Raw genomic sequence first — 22649 nt, 5'->3', positions numbered from 1 at the left:
GCAGGAGTCTTCTTCACAAGATTTTATAAAATATGAAAGATTATGCCAAGAGCTACAGGACCGATAGGTTATATAGAGCACCGATCTCCGATGAAAGATGAGACTGGCAAGTATTTGATTCATCCTCAGTTTGTATATAGGGATGTATATGATTTCAAGAATATGCGTGATGGTATGCGCCAGCACCATCAGATGGTTACCTCACAGTTTCTGGCAGCCATCCAGTCTATCAAGGATGAGACGATGATGGCACTTTCCAGTGGTATGGAGGTGAAGATAGGAGATATGTTCATCATCAAACCCAAGTTGAAATTGAGAGACCATAAGGATGATGATGGCAATATATATCATAAGGTGTATCATGAGGGTGAGCTGATTCCTGCCAATGAAGTGGTGATTGAGGGTTTTGAGGTGAAAACCACCCGTGAGTTTGATAAGGAGTTCTTTGTCAATTATGGTGGAAATTGCAGCCGTATTCCCTGGAAGGTAAGTTTCCCGCCTAAGGAGTCGGCTCAGGAACTACTGGACATCACCAACTTCTGCAAGAAGTATGGCTATATCACGGTAAAGGATTTGATGCGTCTTCATGGTGTTACCAAGTATCATGCCCAGAAGGTTCTGTCTGGCTATTGCGAGGGCGAGTTCCCTAAGATGACCCGAGAGCGCGAAGGCAGGGTCTTCATCTACCGTAGAATAGGAGTGTAAAAACGATAATTATCTACCGAAGAATAGGGGATAAAAAAGATAATGCAGAAAAAGTCCTTTCACAAAACTCTTCTTGTTGTTGATAAACAGAGAGTTAAGTGTGAAAGGACTTTTTCTTATCCTACTTCCTTTACAAGATAGAGATTGCCGTCACGGGTATGTTCCGGTTTGCCGAAAAGGTGGGGCAGAATCTTGCTGAAAGGATTCAAGGCGATATCCTGAACACCCTTGACGTGCATCGTTCTCAGCTTTTTCAGGATGATGTCGGCGGTCATTTTCTCTCCCTTTTCCCCTACTTCGGGAGTTCTGAAGTACGAGGCAACGGTTCTTTCCAGGTCTGTCTTGATATAGTAGGGCAGATTGTGTTCCTGCATCTCCTTTTCATCTTCCTTGGAGAAGAAGTAAGGCTCGCCATGCTCTACCTCATCTAATAGTTGGGCATAAATCTGGTCGTGCTCGATATCATCTACGTTGATCATCCCGTCGGGTTCCAGAATCAGGAATCTTCGGGAGCCTGAGCAGTCGGTGAGAAGTTCGCGCTGGTTGCTGGTGCCGGTGAATGAGGCGGAGCGGGGCAGACGGTTGAAGTTCTTCTTGTAGGCACCGATGAAGCTAGGCTTCATGGTTTGCATCAGGGTCTTCATCAGCGGCATCTTCTTCGGATTCTCCTTGTCCAGCTCATCGTCGTTGATGATGGCAAACTCTACAATCTTTCTCTGTGCATTTCCCTTTTGGTTGAGCGAGAAATCATCCGTGTAGTAATCTCTTAACCCGTTGGGTAATAGGCTTCTGAGAAAAGTACTCTTATGCAGTCCCTGTGTAGTTGAAACCAGAGTGAGCATCACACTGTTGGCATGTTTCTCGTCGTATCCTGCCATCTGCGCCACCATGGCACGTAGCCAGATTCTTCCCATCTTCTGACAATAGTCAGAATGGTTGATGCGGCGCAGAAAGTCGCCGATTCTATCCTTTCCATCCCAGGTACCTCTCACCTGATTGATGTAGGAGCGGATAGGATGATAAGGTTGGGCGTACTTCGACTTGATGAGTCGCTCTACGAAGTGATCGCGCACAAAGATGCCAGCCTCCTGCACTTCGATGGCGATGGTGTTGATGGCATACTTGTCGATGATTTCGAAGTCATGCTCCGTCTTCTTGCGGTATTCGAAAACATCGGTGATGACATTGTATCGGAACTCGTAGTTCTCCAGCAGCCACTTCTGCATATCCGCGATAGGGCGGAGGTAGTTGCGGCTACGTTTCTTGTACTGTGCCTCTTCGTCGGCAATTTTCTGTTCCTTCTCCTTTCTGAAGTTCTCCTTCTGCTTTTGGAGGTTGTCTTTTTCCTGTTGAAGGTTTTCTTTCAGCAGATCATTCTGCTTTTCGAGTGCTGCGACATACTGGGTATCGTCGATCAGTCTCTTCAGTGTTCTTTTGATATTCATATATATAATCGGTTAAATTCGTTTATTGAGTAATATCACTGCAAAGATACAACAATAAAGAGGCGTTTGCAATACTATCGGCGATAAATGTTGCAATAAATTTAGAGGGGAGAAGGAACGCTTACTTGAGGGAGAAAGGACCTATGGAAGAAGGATAAATGATACTCTCTTCGAATCGATTGACTAGGGTCATCCATATAGATGACCCGGGTCGTCTATATGGATGACGGGAGTGGTCTATATGGATGACGGGAGTCATCCGATTGTAAGAAGGTATGTTTCCTCCTTCTCTTCCACGTTCTTTCTCCCTCCGGCAAGCGTTCTTTCTCCCCTTCGTATTGGTTCCGTCGTTCTCTGTTTTTAGTTCCATCGTTTACTCTTGTTGCAAGTGATGTGAAACGGCATCTATAAAAATGCTTTCACACTTAAGTGTGTGAATGTCAATATATTGCGGGTGCTGTGAAAGGAGAAATGATTTTGTAATTCAAATAAGAGTTTTCCATAGATATTCGATTACTTATTTAATACCCAAGAGTAGATTCTGGCAGAAATGTTTGGTGATTACGGAAAAAATGATTAGTTTTGCAGTTGAATAGGCTGATAGGTTGTTATCACCGGAAACTTAAAAGACAGAACAATGGCAGAATTGAAATTATATCCAGTAGGAATCCAGACATTCGAGGAAATAATCACTCGGAATCTTCTGTATGTAGATAAGACGGAATATGTCTATCGCATGACTCATAGCGGTGGCAAGCATTTCTTCTTAAGTCGTCCGCGCCGTTTCGGAAAGTCATTGCTTGTTTCAACATTCAAAAGCTATTTTCAAGGCAAAAAGGAACTCTTCAAAGGATTAGCCATCGAAAAGCTGGAAAATGAGTGGACGGAATATCCTGTACTGCATTTCAGTATGGCAGGAGGTAAGCACATGGAGAAAGACCAGCTGGAAAGATATTTGGGAAGGCGACTTGCCGAGCATGAAAAGGTATGGGGTATTACATCTCCTGCAGTTGATGCGAACGACCGTCTCATTTCGCTTATCCAGACTGCTTATGAAAAGACAGGTAAGCAGGTTGTCGTACTGATTGATGAGTATGATGCACCTCTTCTTGACGTTGTTCATAGCGATGTTAACTTGCCGGTGCTTCGCAATGTGATGCGCAATTTTTATAGTCCGTTGAAGGATTGTGAACCAATGCTCCGTTTTGTCTTCCTGACCGGTATTACGAAGTTCTCGCAATTGAGTATCTTTAGTGAACTGAATAACATTACGAATATAAGTATGGATGATGAATATGCAGGAATCTGTGGCATTACCAGAGAAGAATTGGAAACACAGATGTCTGCGAATGTTGATGTGTTGGCGGAGAAAATGGGCAAGAGCAGAGAGCAAATGCTTGAATCCTTGCGAGAGTTTTATGATGGTTATCATTTTGCTGCCCAGTCACCTGATATATTTAATCCATATAGCTTGCTGAATGCCATGGCAAAAAGTAAGTTGGATTATTATTGGTTCTCTTCAGGCACACCTACTTATCTGATAGAAATGCTCAAGAAATTCCAGGTTATGCCATCGGAGATTGGTAGTTGTGAAGCCGACCAGTCGGAGTTTGATGCACCAACAGAAGGTATGTCATCTGTTATGCCTTTATTGTATCAGAGTGGTTACATCACCATTAAGGGGTACGATCCGGAGACGGAACTCTATACCCTGGATATTCCTAACAAGGAGATTCGGGTAGGGCTATACCGTAGTCTCTTACCTAATTATATAGGTATGAATACGGTGAAGGGAACTACGACCATTGCCAAGATGTCAGCTCTTATCCGTCGCAACGATATGGATGGAGCCATGCAGATGCTTCAGGCTTATCTGGCCACGGTTCCGTATTGCAACAATGTTGACTCTGAGGGACATTATCAGCAGATGATGTATGTGATATTCTCTATTCTTGATAATTATGTAGATGTAGAAGTTCGCACTCCATCGGGAAGGGTAGATATGGTATTGAGAACTGCTACCCATCTTTATCTTTTTGAGTTGAAGCTCAATAAGGATGCTGATGCAGCGATGAAGCAGATCGATCTTAAGGAATATCCTAAGCGCTTCGCTTTAAGCGGCTTGCCAATCGTAAAGGTTGGGGTTAACTTTGATGTGGCAACGCATAATATTACAGATTGGAAGATAGAAGCGGAGTAAATAGGGTGGTATCCTGGCTTATGGGAGATTGTCCGTGGATAGACAACCTCCCCTGAGCCTCATCACTACAGGTTGATGTTCTATTTTATATGCTAGGTGTTTATTCTATATTTACTGGTCTTTCAAGTCCTTATCCACCATGGCGCAGACACAGGAGTCTGACCATACATTCTCTGCCGTTTCTACCATGTCGATAATGGTATAGATTGGCAGGATAATACCCATGATGCCGATAGGAGCATTGATACCGGACATCAGAGATAGGGTAAGGAAATAACATCCCATCGGCACTCCTGCATTACCCACTGCTGAGATAACTGAAATGAAGAGCCAGAGAATCATCGTAGTCCAAGGTAAGGGCATTCCTCCATTCTGCATCAGAAATAAGGAAGTTACGAGGATAAACGCAGCGCAACCATTCATGTTGATGGTAGTACAGATAGGCAATACGAAGCGGGAAACCTGATTGGAAACTCCCAGTCTATCTTCTGCTGTCTGCATCGTTACCGGCAACGTCGCAGCCGAACTCTTTGTAAACAGAGCCATCAATACTGCCGGCATCATCTTGCCCAGTGTACGCACAGGATTCAAGCCTCTTGCCAAGAGGAAGAGCGGGAGGATGATGAAGAATTGAATGACATTACCTCCCAGGATAACAGCTACGTACTTTCCTAGAGAAGCCATCACGATTCCTGCGGAGAACTGGGCTGAGAGTTGTGCTGCAAAGGCAACGATACCCAGAGGCAGAGCCCAGATTAATCCATGAATCAGCATGAAAAGCAGATCCTGTAATCCAAACAATCCCTTCATCACGACTTCTTTCTTGTCGCTTGATGGCATTTTGGTTAAAGCAATACCTGCTGCTGCCGCCAAAATCAGGATGGAGAGTACATTTCCTTCGGCAAACGGCTTGATGATGTTGTTGGGTATTACCCCAAGAATATGGTCATAATAGCTGGTTTCTCCCAGCTTTTGGGGAACATCTGCCATTCCGCTCTGCACCAAGGCTGTAGGTAAATTGCCTGGAGAAACGATGTTGTAAAGCACCAGTCCCACTGCCGCAGCTGCTATCGTCGTGAGCAGGGTGTAGGTGATGGCGTGGCGGAATATCTTACCGGTATCTGCCTGGTTGCCCAAGGATGCCAGGGTGGTGATGACTGCCAAGGCTATGGTTGGTACTGCCAGAAGCTGGAATAAGCGGGTATAGACCGTGGCGATGAAATTCATCAGGCCATCCAGCCAGCTGATGCCGAACATACCCAAAACTGCGCCTACTATCAAAGCGCCAATCCATAGTACCAGCTGCCGGGTTTGCTTATTCTTCACTCCTTTTTGCTTACTGCTGCCAGCATTGCTATCCGGTTGTCTATTTCCAATATCATTCATTGTTTTTACCATGATTTTAAATTATTATTTTTTAGACAAAAGTATTCTCCTTATTCCAACCCCCACATATCATTCAGCATTCTGATGGCTGACTCCGAGCGGAATACATGGTCGCGGAGGTGATATCGTACTTAATCATCGCCCTCATCAGTTGGGCGAGTGTCAATTCCTTGTTTGTCATAATCTTATGTTTTTAAAACTAATTACTTATACAAAGGTAAATATAAAAATTGATTTTTGCAAGGATTTCATGTTAAACTTTATTTTTATGTATATCTTTTTATGATGGCAGTCATTATTCCCATTCGTTAAATATGTTCCTCCAGCATCTTTTTTAGCTGCATGTATTTTTGATGTAAGGCAAATTTCTTTTGCGGTTGCTGCTCTTTCAGTTCTTTCTTTCTGATAGCAGCCATTTCCTTTTTTATTGCTTCTATTTGAATGGTCTGGGAAACGGCTTGATGCAGATCCTGCTGAGAAGAAGTAATCTGGGTTGATGCAATCTGGCGAACCAAGGATTCATAGAGTGTATCCATATTAGAAGCACTATCCAGACGGAGAGATAGCATTTCTTCTGATAACCAGTCTGTAGAAAATGACTTGATAATCTCGAATGTGCCAGCAGAAGCATCCTTCCATTGCTTGTAGTTTACCAATAGCTGATATCGGTTATCCTGTTGAATGATGAAAATCGTATGTCGGGGTAACTTGCTATCAATATAACGGAAGATGTCAGAGCTGTCTGAAATCCCCTTTTTAAGCTTAATAAGAAAGATGGTGAGTTCGTGAACATCCTTTCCATCTGCCACGTGCAGATTGCTGGGTGCCAACTTATAGAGCCAAACTACCTGCTCTACATTCTCAACAAATGCAGATTTCATGCGAGCCGTTACCTCAAGATGGCTATAAAAAGCCACCTTGGGTACTACTCGGTTTACCAACGTAAAGTCGGGAAAATTTAATATATTCATAAGTTCTTTTTTACTTTGAACATTGAACTTGGAATTTTATGATTAGACAGATTGCTTATCTGATAACCAGGAAGGTGATGAGTTCAAAGTCATCCAACCCCTTGATCTCATTGGTTAAAGCCGTGGTTTCACCCAACGAGAAAAGACTGTCTATGTCGCTCTCTTCCTTGATGCGTACCATACTGTCGATGGCCTTCTGCAACAGGTCGCTATAATGTTCCATGTGTCTACCGTCGCAGGTTTCCTTACTCAGCAGGGCACAAAGATTTCTGTCGTATTCCTTCTTGTCCTTGCAGAGCAATCGCAGGGTATCCAGCAGCTTCTTGGGATGAAGATGGTCGCAGATAACCTCGCCATCATCCGACAGATACACCATATAGAAAGGATGAAGTAGGTTTTTCTTGTCGATGTTCACTGCATTGTTGCGATTCTTCAACACATAGATGACGCCGGGCTTGACATCGCCCTTTGCACCTGCCACAGCATTCATTCCGAAAGGAGCATGCTCTATGTCGGGATGTTCCTTGATATATGATAGGAGGTCGAGACGAAACTCGTTCAATCCCAGGTCCATGATGTTGATGCCGGTGTCCATATCCTCAATGTCAACCACTTCTTCCTGCAGATGCTTCAACTGCTTCCTGCGATATTCCAGGTCGCCCTTTTCGTTGTCGCTCAGTAGGTTGTCGTCTCCTGTAGAAGTCAGAACGGTGGCTTTCATACGGCTCTCCACTCTGCCTTTCAACTGGATATATTCGTCCAGCTCCATATCAGGCCAGTAGTTTACCAGCTGTATTTCTTTGTTTCGGCTGCCAATACGGTCAATACGTCCAAAACGCTGGATGATGCGTACGGGGTTCCAATGGATATCGTAGTTAATCAGATAGTCGCAGTCTTGCAGGTTCTGACCTTCCGAGATACAGTCTGTAGCGATGAGTACATCGATGTTTTCATGAATCCATGGCTTCTTGGCACAATCCTTTTCGTCAAAGATGTCACCTTTGTCTTTGGAGATGGGCGAGAAGAAGGTGAGTACATTATTAAATGTACACTCAAACTTCGGAATGGTGCATTTGCCCTCTGTACTACCCGTGATAAGGGCAACGTTCAGTCCGCAGTCTGCCTTGATTCTTTCGGCAAGTTCCTGATAGAGATAGTCTGCCGTATCGGCAAAGGCTGTGAAGATGAGCACCTTCCGGTTGTCCTTGTTGATAGGATGGGCAAACTTCTCCTTCAAGTCTGCTATCAGCATTTGCAGCTTGCTGTCATGGGCTGGCGTAATATCTTCCAGCATCAGGAGCAGCATTCTGAGTACTTCCTGATCTGCCGCCAGATCTCTTCGCCAACTGATGTAATCCATATCCCTGAGTCTGAAACCTCTTATCTCTTCAGCTTCCTGGTCGATGAGCGAGATGGTTTCGTCGATGTAAGCCGTGATGCGCTCCAAGGTGAGGCGGAAGGAGTTGACCGAACTTTCCAGTCGTTTCAGCAGGTTGGTAGCCATCAGATTCCGCAATCCCTTCTCTCGTCCATCGATAGACAAGCCGCTTCCCTCATAGTCGATGGTATAGCTGTTTCTGGCACTATCGTGCAGATAGAGCGACGGGGTGTAGATAGACAGATTCAGATTGTCCAGTTCTGTTGCGATGTCCTTGAAGTTGATGGCATTGCTGATGTCGGTGAGTTTCGGACGACGGGAGATAGGAGGCAGACGATGTGGAAATTCACCGATGGCACTTGTATCATAATACTTCATGATGTGGCTGCGCGAACGGGCGATGGTCACGGCATCCAGCAACTGGAAGAAATCGTAGCTCAGGTCGTTGAGCAGCCTTTCCGTTGTGCGTTCTTCTGCTTTTAGTTTTGCCCAGTGGTTATATACCTTCTGGGCATTCGTAAAGATATCATCTACGTTCTTGCCTAGTCCCAATGCTTCGTCAAACGAGCTGCTTCTGCCTTCGTAAGCCAGCTGCAACTGGTTCTTCAAATCACCAAACCTATTGTTCACAGGGGTAGCACTCAGCATCAGTACCTTCGTTTTCACACCGGTACGAATCACCCGGTTCATCAGTTTCTGATATCTGTTTTCCTTTCTTTCCTCCTGCTGCTCATCATCATCTTCCTCTTCATCTACGTTTCCTCCATTGCGGAAGTTATGACTTTCGTCGATGACCACGAGGTCGTAGTTGCCCCAGTTGATGTGGTCCAGATCCAAGCCGTTGGAACTTCCATGTTCTCGTGAAAGGTCGGTATGGAAGAGGATGTCGTAGCGCAGACGGTCGCCAGCTATCGGATTGTTCTTGTAATTGGAACGAAAGGTAATCCAGTTCTCATTCAGCTTTTTCGGGCAAAGCACCAGTACACTCTTGTTGCGGTTTTCGTAATACTTGATGACGGCAAGTGCAGTAAAGGTCTTTCCCAATCCCACACTGTCGGCAAGAATACAGCCGTTGTATTTCTCCAGCTTGTTGATGATGGCGAGTGCCGCATCCTTCTGAAAGTTGTATAGCTTGTTCCAGATGAGACTGTTCTTGAATCCGGTACGCTCATTCGGAAGAACATCTTCTGAAATATCTTCCAGAAATTCATGGAAGATGTTGTAGAGAGCGATGAAGTAGATGTATTCGGGCGCATTCTCCTGATAAACCGTCTCGATGTATTCCAAAACCCTGGCAGTTACGTCCTTGAACTTCTCGTCGTTCTTCCATTGCTGGTTGAATATCTGCAGATAAGCCTCAGCAGAAGGAGAAGGCAGCACATTGACCATCGTATAGACATTGTTGCCCTTTTCACAACCCAGTTGGGTGGTGCTGAAATCATCAAAAGGAAGATAAACATGCTGCTTGCTGGGCGCATTCATGTCAAAGACTGGTAGGGCAGAAGGTTCACCATCACAGAGATGCAGGAATCCGCCCATTCCTTCCTGAGAAGAATTGGACTTGAATTTTACTTTCTTCCGAATCCATGCCGCACACTCCTTGGCGATGGCTTTCTGCGACAGCTGGTTGCGGAGTTTGATTTCAAACTCCGTACCATAGAGGTTGCGCTCACGGTTCAACTTCGGAATGTAAAACTCCCGCTTCTCTTTCTTCGTCTTGTCTGCCACAAAGGTTGGCGAGATGAAGATAAAGCGCACTTCCTCCACCTTCTCCAGTTCCGCCTTCATGGCTTCGAAGGCGTAGATGGAGAAAGAGGCGGCGGCGATGGATATGCGACTTTGGGTGGACAACCTCGACTTCAGGTCGTCCACCAATCGTTCGCTGGTATTGTTTATCTGTTTCGGCTGTTCCATAATTCTTCACTTATTTCACCCATTCCATCAAGTCGTCGTAGTTGGTTACCTTATGATAGTAGATGCCCGAACCTGAGAGTTGTTCGAAGAGCCTGTCGGCACAGGCTATCTTGCCATCTTCTATGCCTCGCAAGTCGAGGGTTGACATGCTGCCCTTGGTTTCGGCTACGAAATAGACATGCTTCACGGCACCATCCTTGAAGGCTATCGCCCAGTCGGGAGAATAATTGCCCACAGGGGTAGGAATATGGAAACCTTTTGGCAATTTGGCATATACGGCAACGTCGGTGCTCGTATCGAGGTCTTCCACGAACTTGCGCTCCACACTCTGCTTTGCCGTACCATCGGTAAACACATAATCCACGATGCTCTTCCTTCCCTGGTAAGCCTTGTCGAGCGAGGTATGCTTCTCCTCCGTAAAAATGGCGGAATCGTAGCTCCCCTCTATCTCGTTGTAACTGATATGATCTACGATGATGGTGGCTTTCTGCTCCAGTATCAGACGGCTTACCCTGCGGATAAACTCTTCCGGATTCACCTTGTACATATCAAACTTGCTTGGCATGATTTGGGATAGAATCCCGGCGATGGTCTTGCGGGTCAATCGGGTGTTGGCGGCTATCTTGCCTAGCAGGTCGTACTTTACGGTGCTTACCACATCCGTTCTCAGGTCATCATGCTGCATTTCTTCCTGCACCATCATGCTGCCTGCCTTCATATCGTCGTGCTTCAGTTCCGTTTTCTGTACTCCTCGGGTTACCACGTAGCTCAGTCTCGAAACCACCAGTTCCTTATTGATGGCGGCAATGGCTTTCTCTATCAGTTCCTTGCTTTCGAAGTTTACCGTATAGGCGTATTTGTGGTTGATGCGATTCCAGAGTTCCTGGAATTCCTTCTTCGTGAAGTTCTCATTCAGTCTGTTCTCCGGAGTCTGCGGCGTACTTCCGTTTTCTATCATTCCATCAAGGGCTGAAGGATTCCAAACGCCTTCTATCAGTTTGTGAATCCATTTGCCGTATGGCTTTACTTCGTCTGGCAATGAGGCGAGTGTTCCTGATGTTGCAGCAGAGCGGTAAGCATCGGTTACATGACTTTCGTCATCCACATAACCATTCTTCACCAGGTAGAAATAAATCTTCTTGGCTTCTGTCGTCGTGATACTGTGCTTGCTGCCATCCTCAATCGTGAAGGTCTTTCCATCGAAGTAGTCGATGTCGGCAACCTTCGGACGGTCGTAGAGATCTTCCGAAATATTCTTCTGCAGGTCGTTTACGAAATCTGCATAGCCCTCTGAGGCAATCACGGTAAGACGGTTAATCTGCTGCACCTGTCCCTGTAGGGTATCGGCATCCTGTCGCACTCCCTTGTTGTCAACACAGAGTCGCAATCCTCGTCCCACTTCCTGGCGCTTCTGCGAGATGCTGTTAGCCTGTCTGAGCGAACAGATCTGGAAGATGTTCGGATTGTCCCATCCTTCTCGCAAGGCAGAGTGGGAGAAGATGAAGCGAACTGGCGAGTAAGCAGGGTCGAGACTCAGCAGTCTTTCCTTGTCCTTCATAATCAGGTCGTAAGCCGATACGTCGTCGCTTCCTGCTCCCTTCTTCTCATCGCTGTCCTTGATGCGCTTGGTCTTGGGGTCGATGGAGAAATAACCTTCATGGGTCTTGTTGACAGGGATGCAGCTGAGATACTGCATATACTCCGGGTCGTACATATTCTGATTTTCGTTCAGCTCTGCCCGGTATTCCTGTTCGAATATCTCTCCATAGCGTCCCAGCAGCGCATTGCCGTCTTTATCATACTGGCGATACTTGGCAACCTCGTCGATGAAGAAAAGGGAGAGGCACTTGATGCCACGATGGAAGAGGGCACTTTCTTTTCGGAAGTGCGCCTTGATGGTTTCCCTTATCTGGATGCGAGCCTTGTGGTCGGCAGTTACATTGCCGATTACTTCCTTCAGCATCAGACTTTCGCCGTTGCTGAACTTTATCTGGCTGCGAGTCGGCTGACGGGCATCCACCACGATATCGGTAATCATGAATCCCTTGTATTGCAGCATGTTTCCAGAGGCACTATAGAGGTCATCGCCTTCTCCCAACTTCTTGTAGATTCGTTTGATGGCTCCCGTAGTGCTCTGCTGTTCTATCTCCAGTCTTACCTGTGGTGCCTTGTCTTTCGAGAGCAGCAGCTCTGCAAAATAGATATAGCTGTCGGTACCTTTCAGGTTCTTCAGTTCGAAGCCTACTACCTCTATCTTCTTCACCAGTTTGTGATTGTAGGCATCAAGAGCATCGAGCACATACACCGTGTTGTGGTGCTCCTTGTGGGTAGCGGAGTAGTTCAGGGTGAAGAGCGGATTGAAGGCTTTGAGTGCCGTCTGTGTAGCGGCACCTCCCATCTTCTGCGGTTCATCCAGGATGATGATAGGGTTGTTGGCAGCAAGAACGGCGATAGGTTTTCGGGAACCGAACTCATCTCGTTCTGAGTTGATGATGCGTGCCGCCTTATTCTTGGCTCCTTCCTTCATGGTGTTGAAGGCTTGGGTGTTGATGATCATCACGCTGATGTCGTTGCTCTGCGAGAAGGTGTCGATGTCGTTGAGGCTGCTGCTGTCGTAGATGAAGTAGCGAGCCTTCTTGCCGTATTGCTCCATGAAGTGATCTACCGTGATGTCGAAGCTCTTCTTCACTCCTTCTCGGATGGCGATGCTTGGAACCACCACGATAAACTTGGTCCAGCCATACTGCTTGTTCAGTTCGAACATCGTCTTGATATAGACGTAAGTCTTTCCCGTACCTGTTTCCATCTCCACATCGAGCTGGCAGGCACCGAGTTTCTGGCAGAGTTCTTCATCCTGATGGATATTGTTATCGGTCTGAATCTGTCGGATGTTTTCAAAGAGAGCCACTTTATCCATGGCAAGTCGGTTGTTCTTATAACCCAGGTTATTGCCGGTATCATTGCTATCGGCAAAAACATCGGTTTGAACGATTTTGATGTCATGCTTCTTGCTGTCAACCACATACAGTTTTCCCTTATCCATCCTGTATTCCAGATTGGCTTGGTTGGGCTGTCCCTTGAAGACGTTGATGACGCTCTCCACGGCATCGGTCTGATATTGTTGTATCTTAAACTTCAGTTTCATAGAATCCTTGTTACTGTGTCAGGAGAATATGTTTTAAAGATCTGCTCGAAGTTGGTGGCGGTGGAATCGTCCTTCATGCTGGTGTCACGGAGCACGGCGTAGGCTGGCTGCATCTGGGCGATGGCCTTTACCACATCGTCGGTTACATCCGGATCGAAGCAAGCCACGAGGTATCCTTCGGCAACGTTATAGATGGTCTTGCCAGCTACCGTTGTCGTTTCTATCTTCGAATCCAGGGTTGCGCCGAGTTCGAGCATTACCTGGAAGAGCAGGTCTTCGCCCGTTCTATCCGGCTTCACATTATCAACCTGCGAGAAAAGGTCGGCTTGCGAAATATCCTTTGGAGAATAGTAAATGTCCTGCATGTTGGTGGAATCGAGTTTCAACACACGGAAGCCTGTATCGAGGTCCTGGGTGGTTAAAGGAGATTCCTCCTTGATTTTCTTGCCGGCACGGCGGATTCGCTCCTTTGCTAATTCTGTAATATAATGTGGCTTTTTCAATTCGTCTAGAACAGATATTGCATTCAAAACTACTTTCTTCGAGTTTTCCGATGTTGCTTTTTTTGTTGAATCTATTAGCTCCGGTAATTGAATTAATATAAATCGATTGTGATTACCACCAATGTTATTTCTCATTACAGCTTCTGCTGTAGTTGCAGAACCACTAAAGAAATCCATTACGATTTCATTATCAGTTAAGCCAAAACCTAAAAAATATGTAATCAGTTCTATAGGCTTGGGATTTGAGAATACTTCTTTTTTAAAATAGCAATAAACATCTTCCGAACCCGTACTTGTTGTTCCTTTGTCATCTAAGACAGTAAAATTTGTGGTAAAAATACTTCTTGGTTTTTTCCCTTTTGGCATTCTTTGTTTAAATTGTACAGACCATCCATTTGTTGTTTGAGCAAAACGAATCTCACCTTCCTTTTTGTCTGTTTCAAATCTTTTTTGTGATCTCAGCCAACTAATTTCATTACCATCCTCATCATATTGTAAAACTGTACCATCAGGACATGTTATAGGATAATATTGTTTTCCTGACTTTCTTTTAAAAGTATCCCAGAAGAATTTACCTTTTTCATCTTGTTCTTTGTATCGTTTTATATATTCATCACTATATGTTTCAAAGAAAGCTTCAAGACTATTAATATTTTTGGCAAAAGCTAAGATGTATTCATGCTCTATAGCTACATAAGTAGAATCATTGCCACCTCCTTTTTTGTTTTGCCAAACAAATTGTGAGATATAATTATTAGCACCAAATATTTCTTTGCAAAGTTTCAGTAAATTTTCTATCTCATTTTCATCAATAGAAATGAATATCACACCATCATCGGTCAGCAAGTCTCTTGCAACTTTCAATCTCGGATAAATCATATTGAGCCAATCGGTATGGAATCTACCATTGCTTTCGGCATTGGTAAACATACGGTTGCCCTGCTCGTCAAACTGTCCTGAGTTGGCGAGGTATTCTTCTGAAGACTGAGCGAAATCATCTTCATACACAAAATCGTTTCCGGTGTTGTAAGGTGGGTCTATATAAATCATTTTCACCTTATGGAGGTTAGTCTCCTTTAAACACTTGAGAACATCGAGGTTGTCGCCCTCGATATAAAGGTTCTGGGTGTTGTCGAAATCAATACTATCTTCACGGCAAGGGCGAAGTGTGGCATTGATAGGAGAGTTGGCAAGGAGAATCGCCTTGCTCTTGTCGGGCCAGGTAAACTGGTAGCGTTCTGCTCTTTCTGACATCACGCTATCAGAAAGATTCTGTTTGAGTTTCTCGAAATCTATGAGGTGCTTTGGCTGACCGCTTCTTTCATCCACGGTCTCCGTAACGCAGTCGGGAAACAGCTGCGCAATTTTCATAATGTTGTCCTCGACACCATTACTACTCTGCATTCTTAATTTGTCCATTCGTAGCTCTTTTCATTGTTAGTCACTATATATAATAAGGTATAGCAACAAACATTGAAGCGAACTCCAACGTCTTTTGCTATAGCTGATGGGTGCGTTTGGAACTAAATCATTATCGGAGTAAAACGGGCAGCGGACAGAAGGATTGGCTGGAAAGCTATCCAAAGAAAGCCTTGATGTAGTGAAGACAAAGAAGAAGCGTGAGCTTCCCTTATCAACACTTGAGGCTTTTGCCGGGCCCGTCATTCACGATAAGTTCCGCCCACGCTATAGCGCAGGCGTTTACAGAACTTATTCATTCGTGAATGACATACTTTTAATTCGGCAAAATTTCAAGTGTGTTCCGAACAAATTAGTAAACGCAAGTTTATAATCTTATTATGTTATATCTTTCTTTTCTGTTTCTTATATTTCTTTCTTTTAAATTGTTATACATTCAAATTTCCTTGTTGGTCATTATAATGACCAATAGGTTTTAATGGATACCGGAATTTCATCCATAAGGAGTCAATTCGCAACACGATAACGTTTCCATCCATGCGATTGCATCTTGTGCAGTGCTAAAGCACAGGTTTTCTCCGTTTTTATGTTCTTCTCTCGCTTTGTCAAGTTTCGCTTGCAAATCGGGAGTAATCACATGAGTTGATGTGCTCATATCCTTTGTTTTAAATTGTTATTTGGGGCAAAGATAATAAAAAATAATGAGAAATGAGGGGATTCTTATGATTTTTAACACTGATAATCAAAAATATAGTGGCTCCGCAAAAGATTCCTTCACAAAATTTGTGAATATCGAATTAAAATATTATCTTTGCCATGTGTTTTAAAAAATATGATTATGGAATATCATTGGTTTGAAGAATTGCCACCGAGTTGTCCGCCATTTGACTCTGTTGAATGCGATGGTACTTATTTCCGTGTATCACATGGGAATCCTGCGGAATCTGAGGACTTTTTCTCTCAAAAACGCTTGGCTCCAAACAAAGTTTTTAAGGGAGAAGGTATTGATGATTGTATAGTGAGAGCAGTATCTGTCTTTGCCTTATTAGAAGATGCAAAAAGACTATTGAAACTCCCAAAGTTCAAGCATGCTAATATAGCAGTGGTAAGTCTTCGACCTATGGATGGCAAAATCAAGAAAACTTTCAAAAACTCTCATTATTCTTGGTGGAGAAGCAAAGCGTTTGATATTAAAAATGCAAAAACAATAAAATTATGAATAAGAAACAATCCATACTGAAAGTAGATAGCATACTGGAGTACTACGACAATCCTCAATTGCTAACCGCAAGGGATTGTTTTGATACGTTGTATTTGTGTTTGCTGTATCAAGATACTCCCGAATGCAAATATACGGCGATTCGTATTTCCAGTAAAAGACTGCAGGATTTCTGCATGGGAAAGAAGGACCTGCGCTCCTTGTTCTTGTCTCCAGAAGGAGATAAGGCGTACTTCAATGTGAGGGGGACAGATAACAGCCTTGTGCTGGATTCGAAAATCAGTACTGCTATATCTGAAGATCGTTTGCCAGATGAAGGCTATTATCTGGAAACATCTGGTAAGGAAAGTATCGTGGTTAATATCCCTGTAAAGGATAAAGGTCTGTTTACTGAGCTAGTTAGAAAGTTTGGTTGGGCTTGTATGTAGTTCTACCTTTATGGCTAGATTGGTAAAAGTAAGATGGGTGGCTGCAGCCTTGTAGAAACAAGGCTGCGGATTTTTTATTCCAACCCCCACATATCATTCAGCATTTTGATGGCTGACTCCGAGCGGAATACATGGTTGCGGAAGGTGATGATGCCTTCGGGAGCAAGGTGGGCTTCGAAGGAATTCACCAGGAAATCTGCTTCGAGCAGAATGCGGTGGTCGAGGCTGGTAACATCTTGATAAGTATGATGATGGGCAATGAGCCAGCAGATTCTTTCTATCTGTGCGGCTGTGAATCCATCAACTTCTGACAGTACTTTTCTAGCCTCGTCAGGACCCAGTTCTTCCTGGTGCTTGCCATCGCAGTTGCCGTATCTGGCTTCTGAAACGTGAATGCCTACATCGTGAAGGATAGCTGCTGCTTCGAGTACGAAGAGTTCTTCTTCGTTCATTCCCTCTAATATTGCAATCATGCGGGCAAAGTCATGTACCTTTACGAAATGCTGGATGCGTGGCGCATCGCCACCATCGTACTTAATCATCGCCCTCATCAGAGTGGCGAGTGTCAATTCCTTGTTTGTCATAATCTTATGTTTTTTTATTTTTTTTTCTTATTTCAATTACCTATAGCCACCATACGCTACGCCCCTAGAAGGAAGGTTAATCCGCTGATTCCGATATAGGCATAGATGATGTATTTGAGCAGGGAGCCGCTGAGGTGCCTGAACACCCAGGAGCCTATCAGGTTGCCAATGAAGACTCCGGCTATTCCATATACATAACCTATGGAGACCGTGGTGGTGAAGAAACCATTGTAGGCTCTTGCCAAAGTCATCATCAGATTGCCTGCCAGGAAATAGGTCTGCGTCATCGCCAGATAGCGATCCTTGTCGGGCTCTGAACTGACGAAGTAGAGTACGGCTGGTGGTCCCTGCATTCCGAAGAATCCTCCCATCAATCCGCTCAATGTTCCTGCCGTAACCTGCACTGGAAGCGTTGTCTTTACCTTGATGCGCTTGCTGAAGAAGGCGAAGTAGATGCTCACGATGATCAGCGTAATACCGAGCAATATGTTCAGTATGTGATATTCCATCCGCTTGAGCACGAAGATGGCTCCGATGGAGATGATGATGAAGGTGAACAGAATGGGCAGCAGCCGCCTCCAGGTGATGTACTTGTATTTCTGAATGACGATGATCAGGGAGGTGGTCATCGCCAGGATGCCTGAGAGGGTTGTTGCCTCACCGTAAGAGGGCATAATGGAGGGGAGCATCGTCATGATGAAGATGCCAAAACCGAAGCCAGTAGTGCGTTGCACAAAACTGGCTCCGATGCTCAACAGAAAAAGTTCGATGACAATATTGTCCATTCTGCAGTAGGCTTATTGATGGATGTAATCCAGAATCTGCTCTGCATGAATCTTGGTCTTGATCTCCTTTGGAGTGAAGATTTTCTCAATGATGCCTTCTTCGTTGACAAGATAGGTGGTGCGGAGGATTCCGATGGTCTTTCTGCCGCAGGTTACCTTCTCGCCCCAGCAGCCGAGTTCCTGCAAAAGGGTGGTCTCGGTATCGGCAATAAGAGGGAACTGCAGACCCTTGGTTTCTGCAAACTTCTTCTGCAGCGCCTGCTTGTCCTTGCTCACGCCGATAATCTCGTAACCGGCTGCTGCCAGTTCCTCCTTATGAGCCTGCAGAGAGCAGGCCTCGGCAGTGCATCCGCTGGTGTTAGCCTTTGGATAACTGTAGAGCACTATCTTGCGACCACGATAGTCGCTTGCCTTGATCTCACGTCCGTCCTGGTCAATGCCAAGAATCTCTGGTATTTTATCTCCTACATTCATAATTATATATTATTTAAAAGTTATACTATTCTTCTATCTATTATTTCTTTCTTTTCACTCCTCTTACTGCCTCGCTTTCCAATGGATTCTCGGGCCAGAAGTGCTTGGGGTAGCGGCGCTTCAGCTCCTTGCGCACCTCGAAGTAGGTGGATTGCCAGAAACTGGCGAGGTCCTGCGTAAGCTGTACGGGCTTGAAACCTGGAGAGAGCAGCTCCAGCAGCAGTGGCTCCCTGCCATCATCAACAGCTGGCGTCTGAGTCATTCCGAAGCATTCCTGCAGACGGACACTGAGGATGGGAGCCTCGGCTCCCTGGCGATAGTCGATGCGGATATGACTGCCCGATGGAACCACGATGTGGGTGGGTGCGAGGCGGTCTATTTCCTGCTGCTGCTCGTATGGAATCTGTGCCCAGAGGATTTCCGGGAGATTGAGCTTCCTGAGTTCGGCGGTGCTCGTCTTGAGCTTTCCGCCCTGTTCCAGATAGAAGGGCAACCATTCGGCGGCTGTCTCCATCAGGTGCGTGGTGGACAGATCGGGCAACTCCATTTCCGGGTGCCACGCTCTTACCTTCGCCACCCTCCGCTGCAACCGCTGAACGTCTTCGTTCCAATCCAGCATGCTGAGTCCTTCCTTCCGGATGGCGGTGCAGAGAATATGGATAATCTGCTGTTTGTCGGCATCCTGGAGCGGTTTGCTATCCACCACCAGGGTTCCGATGCGTCGCTCTCTCTGCATCCTGATTATTCCCGCCTTACTGTCCCACGAGATGTTGTCGAACTCGTGGGTAGGGAGGTCGTTGATGTTTACGGGAGCCGAGAGAAACACCCTGCCTGCCTTTCCTGAAGATGGAAGCGGGGTGGAAGCATTCGTACCCGACGGCTGAGCAGATACATTGAGCGAGGCGATGGCGAGCCATTGCTGCGCCGACATTGCATCGCTTGAATCGATGAAGATTGTCTTGCCGTTCGACATTCTGAAATGTCCGATATTATCGATTGCCATGGTGATGCGCTCAGGATAGGCTAGGGCTATCAGCCTGCCCACCTCCTCTGCATCCACCGGCTCATTGTCTTCCTTCACCTTGAGCATCCTGCGGTATTCCTGGGCTATCTGGGTGATGCGAGCCCATCTGCCCAGACTGTTTTTCTGTCGCTGCGAACGGAGGATGGAGAGGCGCAGCGCCATATCCGAATCCTCTGCGTCGCTCATCGGGTCTTTCTCTTCCAGCAGGGCGGCAACGTCGCAGGCTAGAGCTTTGAGTGCAGAAGATTCTGAACTCATCATCATCTTGGCGATGCGCGGATGACAAGGCAATGTTGCCATCTTCCTGCCCAATGGGGTGATGCTGCCATCCGGTTCTATCGCTTCAAGAGAAAGAAGCAATTCCTTGGCATTGAGTAGGTTACTGCTTGACGGTGGTGTAAGCCAGAGCAGCGACTGGGGATTGTTCTCGCCAAAGGCTGCAATGTCGAGCACCATCGACGTAAGGTCGGCTTCCTCTATTTCCGGTCGGCGCTGGTCTTCCATCAGATGTTCCGAGGTCTGAGTCCACAACCGGTAGCAGATTCCTTCAGCCACTCGTCCGGCTCGTCCTCTTCGCTGGGTTGCCATGTCCTTGCTGATGGTTACGGTTTCCAGGTGGCTCAATCCCGTTCGGGCGTCGTAAACCAGTTTTCTGCAGAGTCCGGAATCCACCACGATTCTCACGCCTTCGATGGTAAGTGAGGTTTCTGCGATAGGTGTGGCGAGCACAATTTTCCTTTCTCCCTCTTTCGAAGGGGCTATGGCGAGGCGCTGCTTCTCGGGTGGAAGATTGCCGTAGAGCGGATAAACCTGCGGAACGGAAAGCTCAGCAGCAGATGATGAAGCAGCAGATAATGAAGCTGATGCAGATGATGAAGCTGCTGCTCTGCTGAGGCTTGCATCCAATATCTCCTTGCATTTCAGAATCTCCGACTGTCCAGGAAGAAAAGCCAGAATATCTCCCTCGTTCCTATCTGCAGCCTTGAGGATGGTAGCCGCCACCTCTTTATATATGTCGTATCGCGCAATGTCGGTCTCAGAATAAATGGTCTCTACGGGGAACATCCGTCCTTCGCTCTCTATCAATGGTGCCTGAAGAGCCTCGCAGATGGCAGTAGCATCGATGGTTGCCGACATGATGATGATTTTCAAATCTGGTCGGATGATTTCCTGTGCCTGTCGGGTGAGGGCAAGTGCCAGATCGGAGTTGATGCTTCGCTCGTGAAACTCATCGAAGATGACGGCGCTTACTCCTTCGAGCGTGGCGTCGTGGATGAGCATTCGGGTAAGGATTCCCTCGGTGAGCACCTCGATGCGGGTTTCTGAAGAAACCTTGTTCTCGAAGCGTACCCGATAACCCACGGTCTTGCCCACGGGTTCGCCCAAGATGCTTGCCATTCGTTCAGCTATCTGACGGGCAGCAAGGCGGCGTGGTTCCAGCATCAGAATCTTTCCCTGTGGGGTGGCTCCGAGGAGGGTGAGTGGGAGTATGGTGGATTTTCCTGCTCCCGGTGGAGCGGTAACAACAAGGTTTGCCGACTCCTTCAGGGTGCTGTTGATGGCGTCGGCTATCTGGAAGGCAGGAAGATGACCTGCCTGCTGTTTGATTCTATCGTAATTCATACTGCAAAGATACACATTATTTTTGTGATGGGCAAATGATTAGAAAGGTAATGCATGAGAATGGCGAATCTTGTAGATTTTTTCCCTTATCTGGTTCCATTTGGCTAGGACCAGGTAGCCAGATACAACTGCCAGATAGAGAAGCATCAACTGAAGGAGTGACAGATGAAGATGGTCTATGCTGGCACCCGGCAACAGACTGGTAAGCCGGAAGACGGTATGGGTGGCTTGGGTAATGCTGGCAAGTACTGCTGCTACATGTTGCATCAGCCAGGTGCCGACGGAGGCAAGGCTGGAAATGTAGGTAAGGGGAGAAAGCAGCAGGAGCAGGGCACAAAGATAGAGGATGAGGGTGGCTGCCGGGATGGCGATGAAGCTGGTGAACAGGGAGTAGCAGGATATTCTGCCGAAATAATAGACGATGAGCGGAAGCGTGCCTATCTGTGCCGCCAGGGATACGCTGAATAATCCCCAGAGGCAACGGATGATCTTGCCGTGGGATTTGAGCAGGCCGAAGAGTGGAGGATAGAACATGAGGATGGAAGCCACGGCGAGAAAGGACATCTGGAAACTGATGTCGAAAAGATGGAAGGGATTCAGAAACAGCATGATGACATAGGCTAGGGCCAGGGTGTTGAGCGAAAGGTCGGGGCGCAGGGCTAGCAGGCAGAAGCTGTAGATGCTGAGCATGGAGGCTGATCTGACGGCGCTAGGGGGAAAGCCGATAAAGACGACATACGCCCATACGGCAACGAGGGACAGGGCAATGGTGGGTCTGGAACGGCGCTTTCCGCCCAGAAGAATCACGAAGAGCTGGAAGATAATGCCTATGTGCAAGCCGCTAACTGCCAGTATATGACTTGTGCCGGAGATGGAAAAGCTCTCCTTGGTTTCCCGGTCGAGTGAACCCTTATCGCCCATCGCCATCGCAGAAATCACGGCGAAATCCTGTCCGTCAATATGATAAGTATGCAGCTGCTGTTCCAGCTGCTGGCGGAAGGAACGGCTTGCCAGGATGGTGCGGTCGATGGGGGAGAGTGACTGGTAGGTCATGATGCTGCCAGGTGCTTTCGTCTTATCGATATGATGGGAGGTGATGAAACCGCCCAGACAGAACAGGCAGAGCGACAGAAGGAAGCTCTGAAGAAGGACCAACTGCTTGATTTTTCTGAAGAAGAGCCGGAAAAGCTGACGGGTTTCATAGAGTACATAGCAGCAGCCGGCTAAGGTTATGGCAATGATGGCTGCGATGAGCCAATAGCGCGTGGAGAAGTAATCATAGCTGTATCTGGCTGTGATGATGCTAAGTGATAGTATGAGGCTGAAGAACATCAGCGGAGTGACTGGGAGTCTTTTGTTTCTGTCCATTTTAGCCGTGTTTTCAGGTTCGTTTAAAAAAGAGAAGCCCGACAAAAGGTTGGGATAGTCCAACTCTCTTATCGGGCT

15 protein-coding genes are annotated in these 22649 nt (G+C 46.4%); 4 read left to right on the top strand and 11 right to left on the bottom strand.

Going from position 1 to position 22649, the window contains the following annotated elements; genetic code table 11:
- Positions 1 to 42 precede the first annotated feature (42 nt).
- A complete protein-coding gene (locus CFT61_RS09290) occupies positions 43 to 705 on the top strand; it encodes a hypothetical protein (protein ID WP_089544162.1) in 663 nt (220 codons plus the stop codon).
- Positions 706 to 821: 116 nt separating this feature from the next.
- Here the strand turns inward: CFT61_RS09290 and CFT61_RS09285 are convergent, their stop codons facing one another.
- A complete protein-coding gene (locus CFT61_RS09285; RefSeq protein ID WP_089544161.1) occupies positions 822 to 2150 on the bottom strand; it encodes a VapE domain-containing protein in 1329 nt (442 codons plus the stop codon).
- Positions 2151 to 2787: 637 nt separating this feature from the next.
- Between CFT61_RS09285 and CFT61_RS09280 the strand changes: the two genes are divergently transcribed.
- Positions 2788 to 4350, top strand: coding sequence for an ATP-binding protein (locus CFT61_RS09280; RefSeq protein WP_089544160.1), 1563 nt, complete (start codon positions 2788 to 2790; stop codon positions 4348 to 4350).
- Positions 4351 to 4461: 111 nt separating this feature from the next.
- Here the strand turns inward: CFT61_RS09280 and CFT61_RS09275 are convergent, their stop codons facing one another.
- The 5 genes from CFT61_RS09275 to CFT61_RS09255 all read right to left on the bottom strand — a co-directional run bounded on the left by CFT61_RS09275 (position 4462) and on the right by CFT61_RS09255 (position 15066).
- Entirely contained in the window at positions 4462 to 5736 is a 1275-nt protein-coding gene (locus CFT61_RS09275) for a dicarboxylate/amino acid:cation symporter (RefSeq protein ID WP_254918918.1), read from the bottom strand.
- Between the two features lie 308 nt (positions 5737 to 6044).
- Positions 6045 to 6707: a DUF4391 domain-containing protein gene (locus tag CFT61_RS09270; RefSeq protein ID WP_089544158.1), complete on the bottom strand. Its 663-nt coding sequence runs from the start codon at positions 6705 to 6707 to the stop codon at positions 6045 to 6047.
- Between the two features lie 55 nt (positions 6708 to 6762).
- Positions 6763 to 9999: a helicase-related protein gene (locus tag CFT61_RS09265; RefSeq protein WP_089544157.1), complete on the bottom strand. Its 3237-nt coding sequence runs from the start codon at positions 9997 to 9999 to the stop codon at positions 6763 to 6765.
- Between the two features lie 10 nt (positions 10000 to 10009).
- On the bottom strand, positions 10010 to 13144 hold the full coding sequence (locus tag CFT61_RS09260; protein ID WP_089544156.1) for a type III restriction-modification system endonuclease: 3135 nt from the start codon (positions 13142 to 13144) through the stop codon (positions 10010 to 10012).
- A complete protein-coding gene (locus tag CFT61_RS09255) occupies positions 13141 to 15066 on the bottom strand; it encodes a site-specific DNA-methyltransferase (protein ID WP_176425560.1) in 1926 nt (641 codons plus the stop codon). Before CFT61_RS09255 ends, CFT61_RS09260 begins: the two co-directional genes overlap by 4 nt.
- Before the next feature lie 838 nt (positions 15067 to 15904).
- Between CFT61_RS09255 and CFT61_RS09250 the strand changes: the two genes are divergently transcribed.
- Together CFT61_RS09250 and CFT61_RS09245 are read left to right on the top strand one after the other, a co-directional pair.
- Positions 15905 to 16285, top strand: a complete 381-nt coding sequence (locus CFT61_RS09250; RefSeq protein WP_089544199.1) for a hypothetical protein — start codon at positions 15905 to 15907, stop codon at positions 16283 to 16285.
- Positions 16282 to 16713, top strand: a complete 432-nt coding sequence (locus tag CFT61_RS09245; RefSeq protein ID WP_089544155.1) for a DUF6575 domain-containing protein — start codon at positions 16282 to 16284, stop codon at positions 16711 to 16713. Before CFT61_RS09250 ends, CFT61_RS09245 begins: the two co-directional genes overlap by 4 nt.
- Before the next feature lie 74 nt (positions 16714 to 16787).
- Here the strand turns inward: CFT61_RS09245 and CFT61_RS09240 are convergent, their stop codons facing one another.
- The 5 genes from CFT61_RS09240 to CFT61_RS09220 are packed head-to-tail and all read right to left on the bottom strand — an operon-like array spanning position 16788 to position 22571.
- Positions 16788 to 17297 (bottom strand): HD domain-containing protein, encoded by a 510-nt coding sequence (locus CFT61_RS09240; protein WP_089544154.1) that lies wholly within the window; start codon positions 17295 to 17297, stop codon positions 16788 to 16790.
- A gap of 56 nt (positions 17298 to 17353) precedes the next feature.
- The gene (locus CFT61_RS09235) at positions 17354 to 18082 is read right to left on the bottom strand and encodes a sulfite exporter TauE/SafE family protein (protein WP_089544153.1); all 729 of its coding nucleotides are present in this window, start codon (positions 18080 to 18082) and stop codon (positions 17354 to 17356) included.
- Between the two features lie 12 nt (positions 18083 to 18094).
- Positions 18095 to 18556, bottom strand: a complete 462-nt coding sequence (locus CFT61_RS09230; RefSeq protein WP_089544152.1) for a peroxiredoxin — start codon at positions 18554 to 18556, stop codon at positions 18095 to 18097.
- Positions 18557 to 18596: 40 nt separating this feature from the next.
- On the bottom strand, positions 18597 to 21203 hold the full coding sequence (gene hrpB / locus CFT61_RS09225; protein ID WP_089544151.1) for an ATP-dependent helicase HrpB: 2607 nt from the start codon (positions 21201 to 21203) through the stop codon (positions 18597 to 18599).
- Between the two features lie 39 nt (positions 21204 to 21242).
- Positions 21243 to 22571: a ComEC/Rec2 family competence protein gene (locus CFT61_RS09220; RefSeq protein WP_176425559.1), complete on the bottom strand. Its 1329-nt coding sequence runs from the start codon at positions 22569 to 22571 to the stop codon at positions 21243 to 21245.
- Positions 22572 to 22649: the final 78 nt, after the last annotated feature.

This window comes from Segatella copri (assembly GCF_002224675.1).
Classification (GTDB): Bacteria; Bacteroidota; Bacteroidia; order Bacteroidales; family Bacteroidaceae; genus Prevotella; species Prevotella copri_U.
Note: the sequence above shows the minus strand (reverse complement) of the source record. Positions and strands in the feature narration are given on the sequence as shown.

Coding starts and splice junctions, on each gene's coding strand:
- CFT61_RS09290 (WP_089544162.1), top strand. CDS start 43: ATGCCAAGAGCTACAGGACCGATAGGTTATATAGAGCACCGATCTCCG.
- CFT61_RS09285 (WP_089544161.1), bottom strand. CDS start 2,150: ATGAATATCAAAAGAACACTGAAGAGACTGATCGACGATACCCAGTAT.
- CFT61_RS09280 (WP_089544160.1), top strand. CDS start 2,788: ATGGCAGAATTGAAATTATATCCAGTAGGAATCCAGACATTCGAGGAA.
- CFT61_RS09275 (WP_254918918.1), bottom strand. CDS start 5,736: ATGAATGATATTGGAAATAGACAACCGGATAGCAATGCTGGCAGCAGT.
- CFT61_RS09270 (WP_089544158.1), bottom strand. CDS start 6,707: ATGAATATATTAAATTTTCCCGACTTTACGTTGGTAAACCGAGTAGTA.
- CFT61_RS09265 (WP_089544157.1), bottom strand. CDS start 9,999: ATGGAACAGCCGAAACAGATAAACAATACCAGCGAACGATTGGTGGAC.
- CFT61_RS09260 (WP_089544156.1), bottom strand. CDS start 13,144: ATGAAACTGAAGTTTAAGATACAACAATATCAGACCGATGCCGTGGAG.
- CFT61_RS09255 (WP_176425560.1), bottom strand. CDS start 15,066: ATGGACAAATTAAGAATGCAGAGTAGTAATGGTGTCGAGGACAACATT.
- CFT61_RS09250 (WP_089544199.1), top strand. CDS start 15,905: ATGGAATATCATTGGTTTGAAGAATTGCCACCGAGTTGTCCGCCATTT.
- CFT61_RS09245 (WP_089544155.1), top strand. CDS start 16,282: ATGAATAAGAAACAATCCATACTGAAAGTAGATAGCATACTGGAGTAC.
- CFT61_RS09240 (WP_089544154.1), bottom strand. CDS start 17,297: ATGACAAACAAGGAATTGACACTCGCCACTCTGATGAGGGCGATGATT.
- CFT61_RS09235 (WP_089544153.1), bottom strand. CDS start 18,082: ATGGACAATATTGTCATCGAACTTTTTCTGTTGAGCATCGGAGCCAGT.
- CFT61_RS09230 (WP_089544152.1), bottom strand. CDS start 18,556: ATGAATGTAGGAGATAAAATACCAGAGATTCTTGGCATTGACCAGGAC.
- hrpB (WP_089544151.1), bottom strand. CDS start 21,203: ATGAATTACGATAGAATCAAACAGCAGGCAGGTCATCTTCCTGCCTTC.
- CFT61_RS09220 (WP_176425559.1), bottom strand. CDS start 22,571: ATGGACAGAAACAAAAGACTCCCAGTCACTCCGCTGATGTTCTTCAGC.